This is a genomic window from Candidatus Omnitrophota bacterium, assembly GCA_041649175.1.
Taxonomy (GTDB): domain Bacteria; phylum Omnitrophota; class Gorgyraeia; order Zapsychrales; family JBAZNR01; genus JBAZNR01.
The window spans coordinates 700,447-717,117 of the sequence record JBAZNR010000001.1 but is presented as its reverse complement, the minus strand read 5'-3'; the positions used below and the strand labels follow the sequence as shown (position 1 = coordinate 717,117).

The 16,671-nt window shown below is 41.9% G+C and carries 12 protein-coding genes and 1 tRNA gene; all 13 read right to left on the bottom strand.

The window, feature by feature from the left end; genetic code table 11:
• Window positions 1–189 precede the first annotated feature (189 nt).
• Window positions 190–3,090, bottom strand: coding sequence for a DEAD/DEAH box helicase family protein (locus WC676_02790; protein ID MFA5059531.1), 2,901 nt, complete (start codon window positions 3,088–3,090; stop codon window positions 190–192).
• 2 nt (window positions 3,091–3,092) lie between these two features.
• Window positions 3,093–5,096 carry a site-specific DNA-methyltransferase gene (locus WC676_02785; protein ID MFA5059530.1) on the bottom strand — a complete coding sequence of 668 codons (2,004 nt, stop codon included), beginning with the start codon at window positions 5,094–5,096 and terminating at the stop codon, window positions 3,093–3,095.
• Between the two features lie 18 nt (window positions 5,097–5,114).
• Window positions 5,115–7,997: an SNF2-related protein gene (locus tag WC676_02780; protein MFA5059529.1), complete on the bottom strand. Its 2,883-nt coding sequence runs from the start codon at window positions 7,995–7,997 to the stop codon at window positions 5,115–5,117.
• On the bottom strand, window positions 7,991–8,692 hold the full coding sequence (gene radC / locus WC676_02775) for a DNA repair protein RadC (GenBank protein ID MFA5059528.1): 702 nt from the start codon (window positions 8,690–8,692) through the stop codon (window positions 7,991–7,993). The genes WC676_02780 and radC overlap by 7 nt, the downstream gene beginning before the upstream one ends.
• Before the next feature lie 157 nt (window positions 8,693–8,849).
• Window positions 8,850–9,035 (bottom strand): helix-turn-helix transcriptional regulator, encoded by a 186-nt coding sequence (locus WC676_02770; protein MFA5059527.1) that lies wholly within the window; start codon window positions 9,033–9,035, stop codon window positions 8,850–8,852.
• A 135-nt stretch (window positions 9,036–9,170) separates the two neighbouring features.
• The gene (locus WC676_02765; GenBank protein MFA5059526.1) at window positions 9,171–10,361 is read right to left on the bottom strand and encodes a site-specific integrase; all 1,191 of its coding nucleotides are present in this window, start codon (window positions 10,359–10,361) and stop codon (window positions 9,171–9,173) included.
• A gap of 89 nt (window positions 10,362–10,450) precedes the next feature.
• Window positions 10,451–10,687 (bottom strand): helix-turn-helix domain-containing protein, encoded by a 237-nt coding sequence (locus WC676_02760; protein MFA5059525.1) that lies wholly within the window; start codon window positions 10,685–10,687, stop codon window positions 10,451–10,453.
• A 394-nt stretch (window positions 10,688–11,081) separates the two neighbouring features.
• Window positions 11,082–13,457 (bottom strand): hypothetical protein, encoded by a 2,376-nt coding sequence (locus WC676_02755; GenBank protein MFA5059524.1) that lies wholly within the window; start codon window positions 13,455–13,457, stop codon window positions 11,082–11,084.
• Window positions 13,432–13,749, bottom strand: coding sequence for a hypothetical protein (locus WC676_02750; GenBank protein ID MFA5059523.1), 318 nt, complete (start codon window positions 13,747–13,749; stop codon window positions 13,432–13,434). Before WC676_02750 ends, WC676_02755 begins: the two co-directional genes overlap by 26 nt.
• Before the next feature lie 96 nt (window positions 13,750–13,845).
• A complete protein-coding gene (locus tag WC676_02745; GenBank protein ID MFA5059522.1) occupies window positions 13,846–14,538 on the bottom strand; it encodes a hypothetical protein in 693 nt (230 codons plus the stop codon).
• 206 nt (window positions 14,539–14,744) lie between these two features.
• Window positions 14,745–14,821 (bottom strand) — tRNA-Met (locus WC676_02740).
• A 20-nt stretch (window positions 14,822–14,841) separates the two neighbouring features.
• Complete coding sequence (locus WC676_02735; GenBank protein MFA5059521.1) at window positions 14,842–15,138, bottom strand: septum formation initiator family protein; 297 nt, start codon at window positions 15,136–15,138, stop codon at window positions 14,842–14,844.
• Between the two features lie 69 nt (window positions 15,139–15,207).
• On the bottom strand, window positions 15,208–16,479 hold the full coding sequence (eno, locus tag WC676_02730; GenBank protein MFA5059520.1) for a phosphopyruvate hydratase: 1,272 nt from the start codon (window positions 16,477–16,479) through the stop codon (window positions 15,208–15,210).
• Window positions 16,480–16,671 lie beyond the last annotated feature (192 nt).

Sequence of the window (16,671 nt, the reverse complement as noted above, 5' to 3'; positions counted from 1 at the left end):
AAATGCCAATCAAAAAAGATAGGACGCTAAAATATTTGGAAGCTTTTTCATCAAGCCTATTCGTTCGTTGCTGTTCTTCCTCCAAAATTCTCAAAGATAAATCAAATAATTCCTTATATTTATCGCTCATGATATTTATTAACTCGCTTTTAAAATAGGATTAACGGTCTTATCGTCCCGACATTCTTATCATAATTCTTCCACACTCGTCGCCACAGCGTAGTCCACCCCGATTGCAAGAAAGTGCTGGCGGCCGCATTCAATTTTATCGACTTCAGGGAGACGCAATTTCAGTTGTTCCTTCGTCGCCTTTGTCTCTCGAATCATATAAACAATTTTTCCGTTTTCCTTAAGAATGGCCCAATCTGGATTATAAGTGCCAATAGGGGTTTCAATCTTAAACCACCCGGGCAATTTAATAAAATATTTGATGTTCTTTAAACCCTCTAACCCTTCAGCAAATCGTTTTTCAACTCCAGATTCCCATAAAATATAGTCATAAACAGATTTGCGCGTAGGGACAATTTTGTCCTGCGCAAACATCATCTTGTGTTCGTCAACCCGGAATAAAGACATCTCATAAGATATTTCATCTAGTTTTTCATACTGAATCCCTTCAATGATCATTCGATGAAGAACATCCCGGATTTCTTTAACAACACAATCCATGAATTGCTGAGGATTGATAGTAAACTCATCTAAACGGCCGGACTTCTTTAATATTTGAAAAATTGTACTGCGCGTTAGTTCAACCTTACTTTGCACATAGGATAAAATATCTGGCAAATAAACTCCCCTGCTGGCGTACTCAATATCCGGAGTTTTCTCCATCACAGCTTTTATCCCGCTTTGAGCAATATCAAGCCCAACTAATATCGATCTTAATTTCAGCGGCTCAATACGCGGCATTTTGGAGATTGCCTGCACAACTTTTTCAATAAGCTCATCGGTCGAGTATTTTACGGAATAAATTGTTTTTGTATTGATCGCCCGCCAAAACTTCTCAAATTCAGGATCTAAAAGAACTTCTTCATTAACCTTCACCTTTACTCTTTTATTATGATCCTCAATATGTTTATCCATTTGATGCCGCTCAATTGCCCGAATAATATCATTCGTGACTTCTTTGTATTTCTCCGGGACTGAAAAAATGTGCGCATCTACCTTTTCTCTAAAAGTTGACAAAATTAATCCATCATCCGCGATCACTTTATCCTTTTTAAGATGGCGCCAAATCTCCTCAGAAGATGCCTTATCAATCTTATCGAGGCCATACTGCTGAAAATCAATCCCAACAAAAGCCTCAATGGGCAACCGTCCAAAGACAACGCCGCAATCATCCTCCAATTCTTTCTGTAAGCCTTCCACAAAGTCCTTGAACGATTCTGTACAGATAACAACCAAATTGTTCACATATTCATCACGGACTCTTTCACCGGTTAACGCAGAAACCGGCAGCCGCAGTCCTCGTCCTATTGTTTGCCTGCGTTCGGTAACGGTCCCCATCTCCCTTAAATTACAGATCTGAAACACATTGGGGTTATCCCAGCCTTCCCGAAGTGCCGAATGCGAGAATATAAATTTAAGCGGATTAGATAAATCCAAAAGCTTTTCCTTATCCTGCATGATCAACGAATAAGTATCTTCGTCGTCCTTTGTGTCACCCGAAGTGTTCTTGTAATCACCCTTCTTATCCTTGGCAAAATAACCGTTGTGAACTTTATCGGCGGCTACAACGTCCTGCTTAAACAACGTCCGATATTCTTGTGCCAACTTGGTATAAATTTCTTCAAACCATTGAGCATATTTTCCAAGTTCGTATCCATCCTTTTTATGAACACGATAATTCTCAACCCGATCCAAAAAGAATAAAGACAAAACCTTAATACCCGTATCCCTGACTTGATATTCCTTTTCAAAATGGGTTTTAATCGTCTCCTTGATTTGTTTCTTTACAACATCATCTCGATTGCCGCCCTGTTCTTCTCCAAGACCTAAACGAATACCATTGGCAAAGCGCACAAATTCCATTCCCGGCCGCGCGTTAATCTCATCAATGACAAACCCATTGCGGTACGGCTCATATTCTTTGGAAACAACAAAAAGATCGTCGTGCTGTTTGAATTGTTTATTTTTCTTTTGAACACCTTCTTTGGTCTGTTCAAAATAAGAAAGTTTTACCTTAAACGTACCGCTTTGATTCTTGATTTCCTCCACCTTCACGTACGTCTGCGTGGGGTCACTCTCCGCTGTTACTGAATTAACCGAAATCTTTTTAACCAATCTCATTTGAAAGGCTTTAATCGGATCGAGTTGATAAATCAAATTGTACTTATCTCTGTGGGTCGCTGAATAACGCAAAGTACATAACGGATTCAAAGAGGCAATGGCTTCCTTAGCCTTATCGCTTTCCATATTCTGCGGCTCATCCATCACAACAATCGGATTCGTTGCCTGCACAAATTCAATCGGCTTATAGCCGCTCATCTGGTCGCGATAGTCATAAATGATGTTGATAGATTTTTTGTTAAATGAATCGATGTTGATAATCATCAGCTGCATTTCATTGCTCGTAGCAAATCCGCGAAGCTTGGCCACATCTTTGGAATCGTAAAGAAATCTGTCAAATGACACATTGTTATATAATTCCTTGAAATGAGTTTCCATTTGCTTAATTGATGTTACAACTCCCTCTCGAATCGCCACCGACGGCACAACGATAATAAATTTCTTAAAACCATAAACCTTGTTCAACTCAAAAAGCGTTCTTAAATAAACGTAAGTCTTGCCCGTTCCTGTTTCCATTTCTACAGAAAAATTACGCCCTCGAGAATGAACAGAGGTTTCTTGAAAAATGCTGTTATTTTTTTGAGTTAAAACGAGGTTATCTTGCAGAATATTGTCATCAATATCCAAATTGTTCCCCAAGCCAAGAGTTGTTTGCGTCATCGATTGACCCATAAATTGGGTATCTTTGCGAAAGCTGATCTCGTAAGCTCCACGGTTTTCACGCTGCCCTTTAAAGAGCTCAACCACCGCGGTTACAGCGTCTAACTGATATTGCTGATTGGCATCAAATTTGAATTTCATTTTTAAACTGTCCTAAAATCTTCCACTTTATGCGACTTCATAATTTGAACCGCATTTGTTTTCAATTGATCGTTCCCACTAAAGCCAGCATCAAGGCAAATAACGCGGGCTGGCTCTTTGCGGGCCATTTCTGTTATGACTTCCTTGGTTAATGCTTTATCCAAACAAACCAATAACGCACCACCCTCAATCGAATAAACTTTCTTACCAGCTAATTGTAAAGATCCAACTTTCGTCGTTAGTGGGAACCCGGATTTAAGTAACAATTCATACAAAACATCGTCTTCAGTAGCCTTTGGATTAATATGCTCAATTTGCAACATTAGCTGTTTCTCAATCTTTTTTCCATCCGAAGTTTGCTCAACTGCGCCGTCCCAAATCTTGAAATTGGATTGATCAAGCTTAAAGACCTTAAAACCCAAGTCCATTTTATTATTCTGAAAATCTAATTCATCCTTGGTTTCATCTTGAATTTTTTTAATAACTCGACGAATACGCTCTTTACCAATATCGGCAATAGTTTTATATCCGGCTTTAAAAGCTTCACTCTTTTCCGTGCAAGATTCGGGAAGCTGAATGAGGATAAATTTACGGTTACCGTTGTCTTGTTTGTTCAGTTCAAGTATCGCATGGGCGGTAGTACTACTCCCCGCAAAGAAATCGAGCGCAATATCAGATTTTTCACAACTAATTCGGATTAGTCTACTGATAAAATCCGTCGGCTTTGGGTTATCAAAAACTTTCTTCTTACTGAATATTTCTTTTAATTCTAAACTACCCTTTTTATTCCCGTCGATATCTGTCCACAAATTAGACACTTGTTTTGTTCTTCCTGACAGATAATATTTTACATAAGGCCTCCAATCAGATTTATATCCAGATATATCAATGTTCTCTGTCGCCTCGATCGATTCTTCTTGCTCAACATCTTCTATTTGATCATCAAGCTCATCATCTTCATCATTTTCTTCATCGCTGGATTTCTTCCATACAACAAGATCGTTTTTTAAGAATTCGTCGTAAGTTTTAGGCCCCACTCTCCAGCGACTCAAATAATCAGATGGGCCAACAGGGAACACCTTGGTGCCATCCGGTGCTACTATCGGATAAAACATCTTCTCCCTATCCTCTTTTCTGTCAGCATTGCCAGTCTTCCTTAATTGCAATAATGCGTACTTCCCCTTACCATTATTGTCATCATTGTTAAATCTATTCAAATCTTTACCGACCAAAGGCAACCCTATAAGCTTATAAGCTTGACTTTTGGAATAGCATAAACAGAGATCATAAGAACTCCCGATTTTTCTCCCGTCTTGCCCGGTTGTTGTACCCGTCGCCCTTATTATTTCTCCACGAAAATTCTCTTCTCCAAAAATCTCATCGCATATTTTTCTCAAATTATTTGCTTCATTATCATCAATACTAATAAAAATCACCCCATCGTCTTTCAATAAATTTCTCGCAAGGAAGAGACGTGGATACATCATATTTATCCATTTTGAATGAAACCGCCCATCGGCCTCTGTATTTGTCGAAAATTTTTTCCCTTCTTCATCAACCTGACCGGTATAAGCCAAATAGGTTTCCAAGGTCTCAGAATATTTATCAGGATAAATAAATTCCCTACCCGTGTTATAAGGTGGGTCGATGTAGATCATTTTGACCTTACCATAATATGACTTTTGCAAAAGCTTCAAAACTTCCAGATTATCACCCTCAATAAAAAGATTCTCAGTTGTGTCAAAGTTTACGGATTCTTCCTTACAGGGTTTTAAGGTACCAATGCTTGGCTGTTGAATGATCTTCATGCATTCGGCTTTCCCCGGCCAGGTTAAGCCGAAACGTTCCAATCCAGCGTCAATATCTTCACCTAGCGTTTGCTTAAGGCGTTCAAAATCAATCTTGTCCTCATTAAACACATGCGGAAAAATCTGCTTCAATTTTGCTTTATGCTCTTCGGTCATATCCATCGAGCGTAAATCCATTTTCTTTGGTTCACCCATCATGGTCTCCTTTAATTAAAATCAAACAACTTTCCAGCGTATGGTAAAAACTTCTGCCAACGTTTCTTTGGCAGTAAGCTTTTTTTCAATTGATTCAATAAGATTATCTTTGTCCTCTTCAACTTTGCGGCCAGTGACATCGTATTCTCGCCAAGCTTCGTCACGCTTCTTCTCCAGCGCCTTAACCTTTTTCTGTGCGGCTAATTTATCAGGCAGGCTCTGGGCCTGTTTTGCCGTCTTTTTGAGTTCTTTAATCTCATCGTCTAAGTCTTTTAAAGATAATTTCAGCGAATTGCGCTTGTCTTCAGCCCACTTGTCTAACTTATCGATTTCTTTATCGAAGAAGCCGGAATTACGCTGCATATTGGCATCTAAAATCATGGCCTGCCGTTTGCCAATGATCTCCTTGATTCTAATTTTTGTATTTTCTGCCAGCACCGTCTCATTCATAACGCTTCCGGGAAGTGAAAAAAGCCTTCGGCATTGATCCGCGTTAAGCTCTTGACCATCCTCAGTTAAACCGCATAAAACAACATGATCTTCTTCTTCAAAAGACTGAATAGTGAAGTTATAGACGGAAAGCCACCCCGTCCGGTTAACCAAGCCTTCCAATATTGAAATTTTCTTTCCGGATTTCTCGTAGTCAAACTGCACTTCCACCGTTGATAGATTTTTACTCTTAAACTGGCTAATGACTTTTTGGGCTAACGGGTGTCCTACTCTATAAATATGCGCATCATCAATATGTTTTCCAATCCTGTAAGGACCGGGGTCAATGCTTTCTGTAGGAAATGGGTTTTTAACTAAAGTGAAGGAGTGATCCCCCTGATCAAATCGGGCATAGGGCTCAAGAAAATACCGCGTTAAGTCCCACAACCAAGCCTCATACTTGCCCAAATATTCTTTACTCTGAATAGAATTCATTTTCAATTTCTCGGCCACTTCTTCGTCAAAACTTTCCAGAAGGCGCTGTTTTGTTTGGGTGATTTTCTCTGAGATGTTTTCTTCTAAATCTTTTTGTAGCTGGTCGAATGAGATTTGAATCTGCTCCTCAGTACGGCAATTTTGATAAATTTGTGCGATGCGGCGCTCAAAATCCACCCCAGATTCCAATGCTCCCAAGATTTCATCACTAGCCCCAAACACCCCGCTAAAAAGCTGAAACTTCTTCTCAAGCAATTCATAGACCCTGACATCCGCAGCATTCTTTTTATTCAAAAAATTAACAACCACCACATCATGTTTTTGACCATAACGATGACACCGACCTATACGTTGTTCAATGCGTTGCGGATTCCAAGGGAGATCATAATTAACAATCAAAGAACAAAACTGAAGATTAATGCCCTCAGCCGCGGCTTCGGTTGCAATCATAATCACGGCTTCATTGCGGAAAAAATCAACCAACGCTGCTCTCATATTGGCCGTCGAAGAATCTGTGATTCGATCTGTGTCTTTATTTTTCTCAACCCACTTTTTAAGAATCTCTCTAGCCTGTGGACTATTGTTATTTCCATTAAAAAGTACAATTCTGTTTGCGTATTCCGTTTGATTTAAAATTTCAAGAATATAACTCTGCGTACGAGTGGATTCAGTAAAGATAATCGCTTTCTTCAATGCGCCCTTTTTTTGAGCTTCCTCAAATCCTTTCTGAAGGGCAGTCAACAAAACCTCTCCTTTGGAGTTCTTAACGATAGACTTTGCCAATTCATGCATTTGCTTCAATAAATCAATTTCCTCATTTATATTCTCAACATCTTCCGCAGTTAATTTTGTTTGCGGCGGCTCATCTTTTTCCTCCCCGTCGCCTTCTTCATCATCAATCCACTCATCCTTTGTTTCCTCATACGCCTCATAATCTTGAGATAAAACATCTTCAACCACTTCCGGCTTGTCTTGATTTTTAAGTAAAAATTCCAGTTTACGAGCTAACCCCAGCAATGTTCCAGCAATGGCATATGTGGACGATGCTAAAAGTTTTCTTAAAATCAGCGTCATCAAGTGCCTTTGAGCTTTTGGAAGTGCATAAAGCCTATCCCGTTGAAGGTATTCAGTGACCAAGTTGTAGAGGTCTTGCTCTTCTTGGCGGGGATAAAACTCCTGAGTGATCGCCATGCGGTTGGTATATTTGATATATTCCAAAACCTGCCTTCTTAGTGTTCGGAGACAAACAGGTTTAATCCGTTCTTTTAATTCCGCATAATTTGGGGGATCACTGTGGCAGTATTGAGCTTTAAAGCTTTCCAAATCACCAAAAACTTGTTCGTCAACAACACTGACTAGTCCGTAAAGTTCAATAAGTGAATTTTGAAGCGGAGTAGCTGTTAAAAGTATTTTGGGGAAATCTTTTAATGAGTTCTTAATCGCATTGGCAATCTTATTTGACTCTTTGTAAACATTCCGTAGGCGATGAGCTTCATCAATAATTACTAAATCAAAACCAGCTTGTTTGATATAAACGTCTTTGGATCTGGCAAAATGGTAAGAACAAATAACAACTAAATCCTTCTGATTCAAAGGATTCAGATTTCCTTTTTTTATTTCTTCGTTAAATGATTTTTTCTCGAGAATAATCGAAGGTATGAAAAATTTATCTAACAACTCTTCGTTCCATTGTTTTCTTAAATTCGCTGGAACAATAATAAGAATTTTTCTCTGCCGCTCCGCCCACTTCTGGGAAATAACAATGCCTGCCTCAATTGTTTTACCAAGACCAACTTCATCGGCGAGAATCGCGCCTTTGGAAAGCGGTGATCGAAAAGCAAAAAGCGCGGCTTCAATTTGATGGGGATTTAAATCAACTTGGGCATTAGAAAGGGTTGCGGATAATTTCTCTAAACTGTCTGAAGCGCATCGTTTAGTGAGCTCATATGCAAAATATTTGGCGTGATAATCTGTCAGCATATAAGCCCTTCATCAGCAAAACTAAAATGTTTATCACCAGCGATAATGACATGATCCAGCACCTTGATTTCCATGAGGCGCGCGGCATCGCATAAATCTTTGGTAAATTTCTTATCCTGCATGCTTGGCGCAGTTTCACCGCTTGGATGGTTATGCACACAAACAATCGACTTGGCGAATTTTTGTAAAGCAGAATGGATTATTTCGCGGATGATGGGAAAGGCATGGTCTACCGTTCCTATCGCGGCATCGGAAATATCAATGATTCGATTATTATTATCGAGATAGACGACCTTAAAGACCTCGGTCTTAAGGTCGCGCATGTGGGGCAGGACTAAAGCAACAACGTCTTTGGCGGAAGCGATCTTCTGCTTCCCGGTGGACACAACATCCTGTTGATAGCGCCTCCCGATCTCAAGCGCGGCCTGAATGTGGGCAATCTTAGCGCCGCCTAAACCTTTGAATTCTTTCCAGTCTCGGGTGTCCGTGTGCGCCATCTCCCGAAACGTACCAAATTTCTTCAACACATTCCGAGCAAGATCAATGGCGCTGGTACCGTTTGTTCCGGTACGCAACAAAATGGCCAAAAGTTCTGAATTGCTCAAAGCGCCCGCGCCCTTTTTAAGCAACTTCTCTCTGGGCCTGTCGTCTTCCGGCCAACTTACAATACCTTTTGATTTTCTCTTTTCTATCATCACGTTTTCTTCACTTCTTCACGGGACTTAGTCCCAACTGGGTCGGTGCTGATCAATTTTTACACTAGTACTGCTCTAGTACTGAACTGGTACTGGACTCTGGCTGTCACTCTAGCTGTGACTCTGGCTATCCTATAAATAAAAACCTGCAATACTTTTATTTTCTTCGAACCTTTTTATTCAAATATTTTTCAATATGATACTGCTGGATCTGACTGGGAACTGTCCTGCTGTTAAACCAGCGGTTGACGGTGGAAAAGGCCACACCCAGCTCCTCTGCTAGTTCCTCTTGGGTGATTTTGTTTTCTAAACGATACAACTCTAATTTCTTAACAATTTCCATAGATAGAACTCCTTGAAATGTTTATTTTTTCACGATTAGGAGTATAGCACCTTATAGCACAAAATGGCCCGTTGGTCAATCGAGTTGTCCGTCCCAAAAAATAAGACAACTGTTCCATAATATAGAACATTGTATTTATTCAATGACCGAAGATGTTTGGGATATGGGTGCCTGGGGAACCTCTCCAAACACCAATCGATCCAACCGTTCCCCAACTCCTTTGTTGGTATTCGGCAGGATATGACCGTAACGATCCATGGTGGTTTGGATTGAGGCATGGCCGAGTTGGGATTGGATGAATTTGATGTTCTCCCCTTGGGCGATGAGAAGGGATGTGTAGGTGTGACGTAAGTCGTGGAAGCGAACGATGCGTAGACCGGCCATTCGAAGTGCGGGTTGAAATTCTCTTTTGATCGTATTATCCGGATCTAACGGACTGCCTGCGCTATTTACGAAAATTAAATCAGATTCATTGATGGGTGCGGTAATACGGTGAATCTCCAAAGCTTCCTTGAGCCGCGGTGACATCGATATTGGCCGAACAGAATATTTCGTTTTAGGCGTGTCGAAATACCAACTCTTCTCGCCGTTAATTTTACTTTCATACCGATATTTCAAACTTCTTTTGACAAAGATCGTGCTACTGTTCCAATCGATGTCACCCCACTGCAATCCTAAAAGCTCAGCCTTACGCATGCCGGTCAAGACGGCGGTTAACACAAATGTTTTAAACGGTTCGCGGCAATGCTTGAGTAACAACGTTATCTCCTCCGGACGCAAGAAATCCATTTCTTCCCGTTCAACACGATATTTATCAACATCCTCGGTCGGACTGATCCGAATATAGCCCCAACGGCGGGCGTATTTAAAGATCGTCTTTAACATCGTCAAAAGGTTGTTACACGTCTTGGCTGATTTTATTTTAATCAGCTTCGACATAAGCGCCCGGATATCGTTCTGATTTATTTTGGAAAGATAGTGATGGCCCAAAGCTGGACGCACGTGCGTTTGAAGGGCATTTTTATATTTGTAAAGCGTATTGGCTTTGATCCGGGGCGCGGCGTATTCATCGAGCCATTTGTCGACAAAGTCGTTTAGCGAAATTTCCTCTGCTTGATAGAACGTTCCGTTATTGACCTCAGAAAGCGTCTTGGCAAGGACCGCTTCGGCTTCTTTTTTGTTGGGACCGACGGTTTTAAAAATCGATTTACTGCCAACGCGGTAAGAAATGGCATAGACCCGCTCAGCGTGAGCGCAGGCCTCAAATTGATTCCTGCCTTCCCGTCGGCAAACCTTACATCGTTTTACAATACTACCTTGAGCCATAGTTGAACATCCTTAACCAACATTAAACCACATCCAATAGGGGGCGTATTGTGCCATAAGTTGCGCCCTTTTCAAGGCATTCGTCGACTTTAACGCTGGTTATTTTCCTGCAAAAATTGAACAACCTGAAGCCAGTTAAAGCGCACATATTTGCCCAGCTTGATATGCGGAATGCTGTGCTGTCCGCGCCTTGTCCGCTGGTAAATCCAGCTGACCGGAACGTTTAACCGCTTGGCCAAGTCTTGTACCGTGATCAACTCATCTGTCTGCATTGCGACATCTCCTTTCTTTGAATAGGACATTCGGACATTTTTGATGTCACTCAATGTCCGAATCCGTCATCAACAATATGAAACAATAAGCACCAACAGCGACGAACAACAACCATCAACAACGATTTTGCCAATTTCATGGACATGACATCACTTTTTTAAAATTTTGTATCACTGACAACATGCGCCTCGCCCGACCCTCATCCCCACACCCCCCTGGAAGGACCCATTTTATTTGTGAACGTTGTGAAGCTAAGAATCCCATCCTTACACCCCGCCCTTCCGCTCCTTTTTGCCCGTCGTGTGAGCCTCTTTTCTCTTATTTTTTATTCCTAAAGAAAATTAGCCTCACACAGCTCACACTTTCATTTAACCAGTTGTGTTTTAAACATTTAACCCTGTGAACAATGCTGTGAGTTGAGCGTGAGCAGATTTTTGTACTCACACTTTAAAACGGTCTTTTATCAAAAAGGCTGTGAGCTGACTCGTTTTGATCATTGCTACTCACACCCTGCTCACAGCCCATCTCACAGACTTTTTTGTCAATTTTACGCAAAACAAAAAGGCGCCGCCCTGTCCCGGGCTCCCGTTTAGGTAAACGAATAATATCAATCCCTGTGCTACGCATAACCGGGGCAATGCGCATCAACTCGCTCGATAACCAGCGGGCCGTGCTAGGAAGGGTTTTGTCCTTTATTCCCTCCGGGGTGATCCTCTCCAACAACTCTGCTGTTGATCCTGACCACTCGCCGTTATTGGTCATGACTAAAGTCATCAACCTCTTAACTAACGAACTCTCCTCAGCCGTGTTTTCCCATTTATGGTCAACCGATTCCTTATAATTATTTAAGAATTCCTGACGAGAAAATCCAAGTTCATCCGCAAGCGTCATGCCCCAGCGCACATAGTCGGCCATCCGGAATTTTTCATGACCAGTGACACTGTTCACATGATTCATGGCTTTTGAGATAGCGGTGAAGAAACCCCCTAAAATACCCGGCAGAGCATTTCTCCATTCCTCGTTAATCTGCTCCTCGGAGCGACCATCTTTTAAAATCGGAATATCGAAGAGGATGGAACGATCCAGTAAATCCGGCCGCCACATCAAACTACCGATGCCATTGATGACGAAACAGCGGCGATAGGACCGGATAAATTCATCATCATTGGTATAAAGGCTGCGTTTCATGTCGCCTTCGCCGGTGACACCTCGGCAGAGAAAATCGCTGAACCACTCGATAATTTTGGAAAGATTGTCGAACGCGCTCACCCAATGTTTGTCCGCAGTCATTTGTGCTTGTTCGAGGTCCTTGGGCGAAGAGATTAATTCAACTTTGGAAGGATCAACCAGCCTTTTGATCGCGCGGCTGTTGTAGGATTTTCCACTCCCCTGTTCACCGTTTTGGCTGATGATCACATGAGGAATGTTGGGAATAAAATAGGTGGCCGTAGTCACGATAAAAAGACATTGGTCATCCTCGTTGAGATTACAAAACCGGAGGATGTCTTTCGGATCGCCGCCTAATACCGGCATGACTTGTTCATTTTGATGACTATAACGACGGAAAATAGGCGGCAGATAAATGATCTCCCATCCGCTTGGCGTAATGCGTACACCCCGCCAATCCGGAGTCGTTAAGTCGAAATAAATCGCTCCACCGTAATGACCCACACGGTTAAAAAGCTCGATTTGCCGTGAGTCTTCGCATTTGGCTTCCAACTGAATAATGGCCTGATTAATGGATTCGCTATTAGGCGGGGTTTTGTGTCTGGCGCGATAACCTTTCGCTATCCAGTTGCGGAATCTTGTGCTTTTGGTTTGGCAAACTTCCAAATGCTGATTAATCGGTAACACCACATAGAAACTCCCTTGTTGATCGCGAAAGCAATCTTTGATGAGCTCTTCGCATTCTTTTGTGATGATCTCGCCTTGAGAAATTTTTGGTCTTGCTGAGGTGAAAACTTCATCACAACCACTAATCGCCTCATCAATCACACCTTGGCCATAGGTCCGGCCATCGGCATAGTGTTTTGTATCCCACTTCTCTCGAAACAATTTCGATTGCCGGAAGATGGAATCTATGAGCGCCGGATCCCGCGCCGTCCAAAACGCCAATTTGCCGCACAGCGCCAAATCTGCTTCGCTCTGCGATCCATAATTGTCTTTCCATTCTCCGTTAAAAAGCTGACTGAACTTATCCGCGTCTTTGCTTTGGGCAATCGCTTTTAAAACTTCTTCCGTATTTCGATGACTTTTCTTTGACGATTTTTTTGTCTTTGACTTGGCGGGTGAATATTCCTCGATTAACTGATTTAAGAATGCTGTGTGATCTTCTATTACTGCTGGGTACTCTTCTAATCGATCGCCAGTGACGGTAAAAAACCGGCCGTTAGTATAAATTTCCAGACCCTTCTTTGACTGATTGAGGGCCCGGCTAATTTCTCCTTTACAAATCGAATGAACGCCTGTGCCGCTTGGAGAAATTTCTGTATAGCAGTTAATCCGTTTTAAAATGCCTTGCGCCTTATCAGAAATTTTTCCATCCTTGCGGCATTCATCACAATCAACACCGACATACGGTGGTCGAAACACAAAACCAATGGCATCGTATTTACGTTGAATGGATAAATCTAATGCGGATTCAAAATCTGTCCACGTGGAGGGGTCGTTGGACTTAGCGTGGGCGCCGGTCAAGGCATTCATGGGGATTTTATCGGTCTTACCCGGCCGGTCTTTGCTGGGCACAATCTTGCACCCGACCCAATTGGGCAACTTCTTTAATTCATCGGGCACATTCTTAATCAATTTCTGATAATCGATCATGAGGTGTTCCTTCCGTCTTCTTCGCTTTCTCAATCAAGTTTTCATAGTAACGGCTGACTTGGTTTTCAATATCATCCGCCGCCGATTTATGAATCGGTTTAAAACAATGGACTCTTAATCCGGTGACTAAATATCTCACCGGATAAACCAGCCTGTATCCGGGCTGATCGATGCGCGTGTAAATGGCCACATCGCCGATAAAAAACGAATCATTGAGAATAAACGACGCGAATGCAACCAACCCCTTATTGGGTCTTACTGGCACAATCTCAATTTCTGTTAGCTTGATCATCACTTCCTCCTCGATAAAATAAAAAAATCCTGCAACTTGTGGTTACAGGATCACTTTACTTGACCAAACAACGTGTGTCATTGACAAACAAGGTGGTTACCTTATTTGTTTGTACCCTCCGTGAATCAAACGCAGACAGCCGTTAATGTCTCTTAAAACTTTTCGCTCAGCATAGTCTTTCCCTGATGATTCGATATAGCCGGGATAAAATTTCTTGGCCAATTGGGCCATGGACATTCCTTTTCTATGAGAATCATACACTTTTAAGTACTTTTCATATTGACTGATCTGCAATCTTTTTTCCGGCTTATCATGAAAAACTTTCTTCATCATCTTTTTCAATGGCTTCTGCCACTTATCGACTAACAGCTCAAACTCGTCGAGTATTTTCTCTTTAGGAAATCTCATATTAACGTATATCCTCACCAGCGAACCTTTAATGTAGAGATCCTTTGGGCTCAAGGAATCCGGAGAGTCATACATATCAATGGCAAAATCATTCACAAACAAGGAATCCATGTGAAAACTCTTTAGCTTTTTGTCACTTTCAAGAAGAGCATTGAATGACAACCCGGGAGGGATAAGATTTAATAAATCCCATTTTGAAAGGATACTTAAGGCCTCATCAACAAGGTGTTTCGGATATTGATTGCGGATAATATCTGTGACTTTAAGATTTATAGTGATGTAGCGGTAGTCTTTCTGGTATTCCCTGTTTCTTCTCAAGAACTCCCAGCGATACTTTAAACAAAGCTTCTCTCTTTTGGTTAAAACTCCTGCCCTGATCAAATCGTCCTCACATTTTCGTTAATGCGGTTTATTCAATGATACCAAAATCCTCAAACATAATACACCATTATCAAACAATGGGTAATTGGCTCCACTGATTCCGAAGGAAAATTTATTTTGCTAGCACAGTGCTAGCACGGCGGGATTTTGACGGAAGGCACAAAAACGAAACCCTTTGCAAGCGCTAGGCCTACAAAGGGTTAAGTTGGTTGCGGGGACAGGATTTGAACCTGTGACCTTCAGGTTATGAGCCTGACGAGCTACCGGACTGCTCCACCCCGCGATATGGGTGCTGAATAAATTTTATCTTTGTTTCGGCGTTACAACTTTATTTTGCTGAACCGGCGTTATCTTATAAACCACTTCGCCGTCGCGGACAATCCCCATCTTTTCGCGCGCAACCTTCTCTAAATAAACAGGGTCTTTTTCTAAGCGCCGCTTTTCTTCCGTTAAGTATTTGTTTTCTTCTTTTAAATGTTGCATCTGCTGGGCGTAATCAGCGTTTCTTTGCCGCAAGTCTTGCATCTTTGTATACGACGGCAAAAAGACCACAAGTAAGATCGCCGCAACCGTAAAAAGCCAGAAAGCATTTTTTAACATCTTAGCTTTCAGCTTTCAGCTTTCAGTCTTCAGCAAAGGCTGATGGCTGAGGACTGACGACTGATAGCTCTAATAAATTTTTCCCCATAACGGGCCAGCGTACACGGCTTTAGGGCCTAATTCTTCTTCAATACGCAAAAGTTCGTTATATTTAGCGATGCGATCAGTTCGCGATAGCGATCCTGTCTTGATCTGTCCGACGCCAGTCGCCACCGCCAAATGCGCGATGGTCGTATCTTCCGTTTCGCCGGAACGGTGAGAAATGATCGATGTGTATTTATTATCTTTAGCAAGCTTGATGGCATCTAATGTTTCAGAGAGGCTTCCGATCTGATTAACTTTGATTAAGATGGAATTCGCTACCTTCCTTTTAATGCCATCCGCCAGCCGCTTAACATTGGTCACGAAAAGGTCGTCGCCAACCAGCTGAAGGTCATTGCCGATTTTTTGGGTCATCTCTTGCCAGCCGTCCCAATCATTTTCTTCTAAGCCGTCTTCAATGGAAATGACCGGATATTTTTTGACCATCTGAGCATAAACATCCACCAATTCCTGCGCCGAAAGCTTTTTGCCGTCATAATTATATTTTCCGTTTTCAAGAATAGAGCAAGAGGCGACATCTAAGGCGATAAAAACATCCTGCTCGGGCTTATAACCCGCCTTTGAAATGGCTTCCAAAATCAGCTGAATGGCTTGTTCATTGCTAGTCAGATTCGGGGCAAATCCGCCTTCATCACCGACGGATGTGGAAAGTTTTTTCGATTTTAAGATCGATTTTAAGTTGTGGAAAACCTCGGTAGCCATGCGCAGCGCTTCTTTAAAACTTTTAGCGCCCAAAGGAGCGATCATAAATTCTTGGATGTCAAGATTGTTGTCCGCGTGAAGCCCGCCGTTTAAGATATTCATTAAAGGAACGGGAAGGATTTTAGCATCGTTTCCGCCTAAATAACGATAGAGGGGTTGTTTGTGCTCGATAGCCGCGGCTTTAGCCACCGCCAAAGAAACACCCAAAATAGCATTGGCGCCTAAACGCCCTTTGTTTTCGGTTCCGTCTAAATCAATGAGGATTTTGTCAATCGCTTTATAGTCGGGTTCTTTTTTAATAACCGCTTCAGCCATGATCGTATTGACATTACTGACGGCTTTTGAGACGCCTTTTCCTAAATAACGGGATTTGTCTTTGTCGCGCAGTTCGATGGCTTCATGTTCACCCGTGGAAGCGCCGGAAGGAACAGCCGCTCGGCCTAAAACGCCAGACTCTAAGAGAACGTCTACTTCAACCGTCGGATTACCGCGCGAATCAAGGATCTCGCGGCCTTGGATCTTGCTTATTTTTGACATGTTTCAATTTCCTTTTTTGCAAACGTTATTAATTTTTCCAGTAAAATATTATGACAAAATATCACAGTTTGTTTTGAAAGTCAAGGTTTATTGAGCCTTGAAAACGATAAAAGCGGTAATTTCTTTCGTCGGACAATTGACTTCGTAAGCGCAATATGATACTCTTAAAACCAACGAAATAAACAACATACA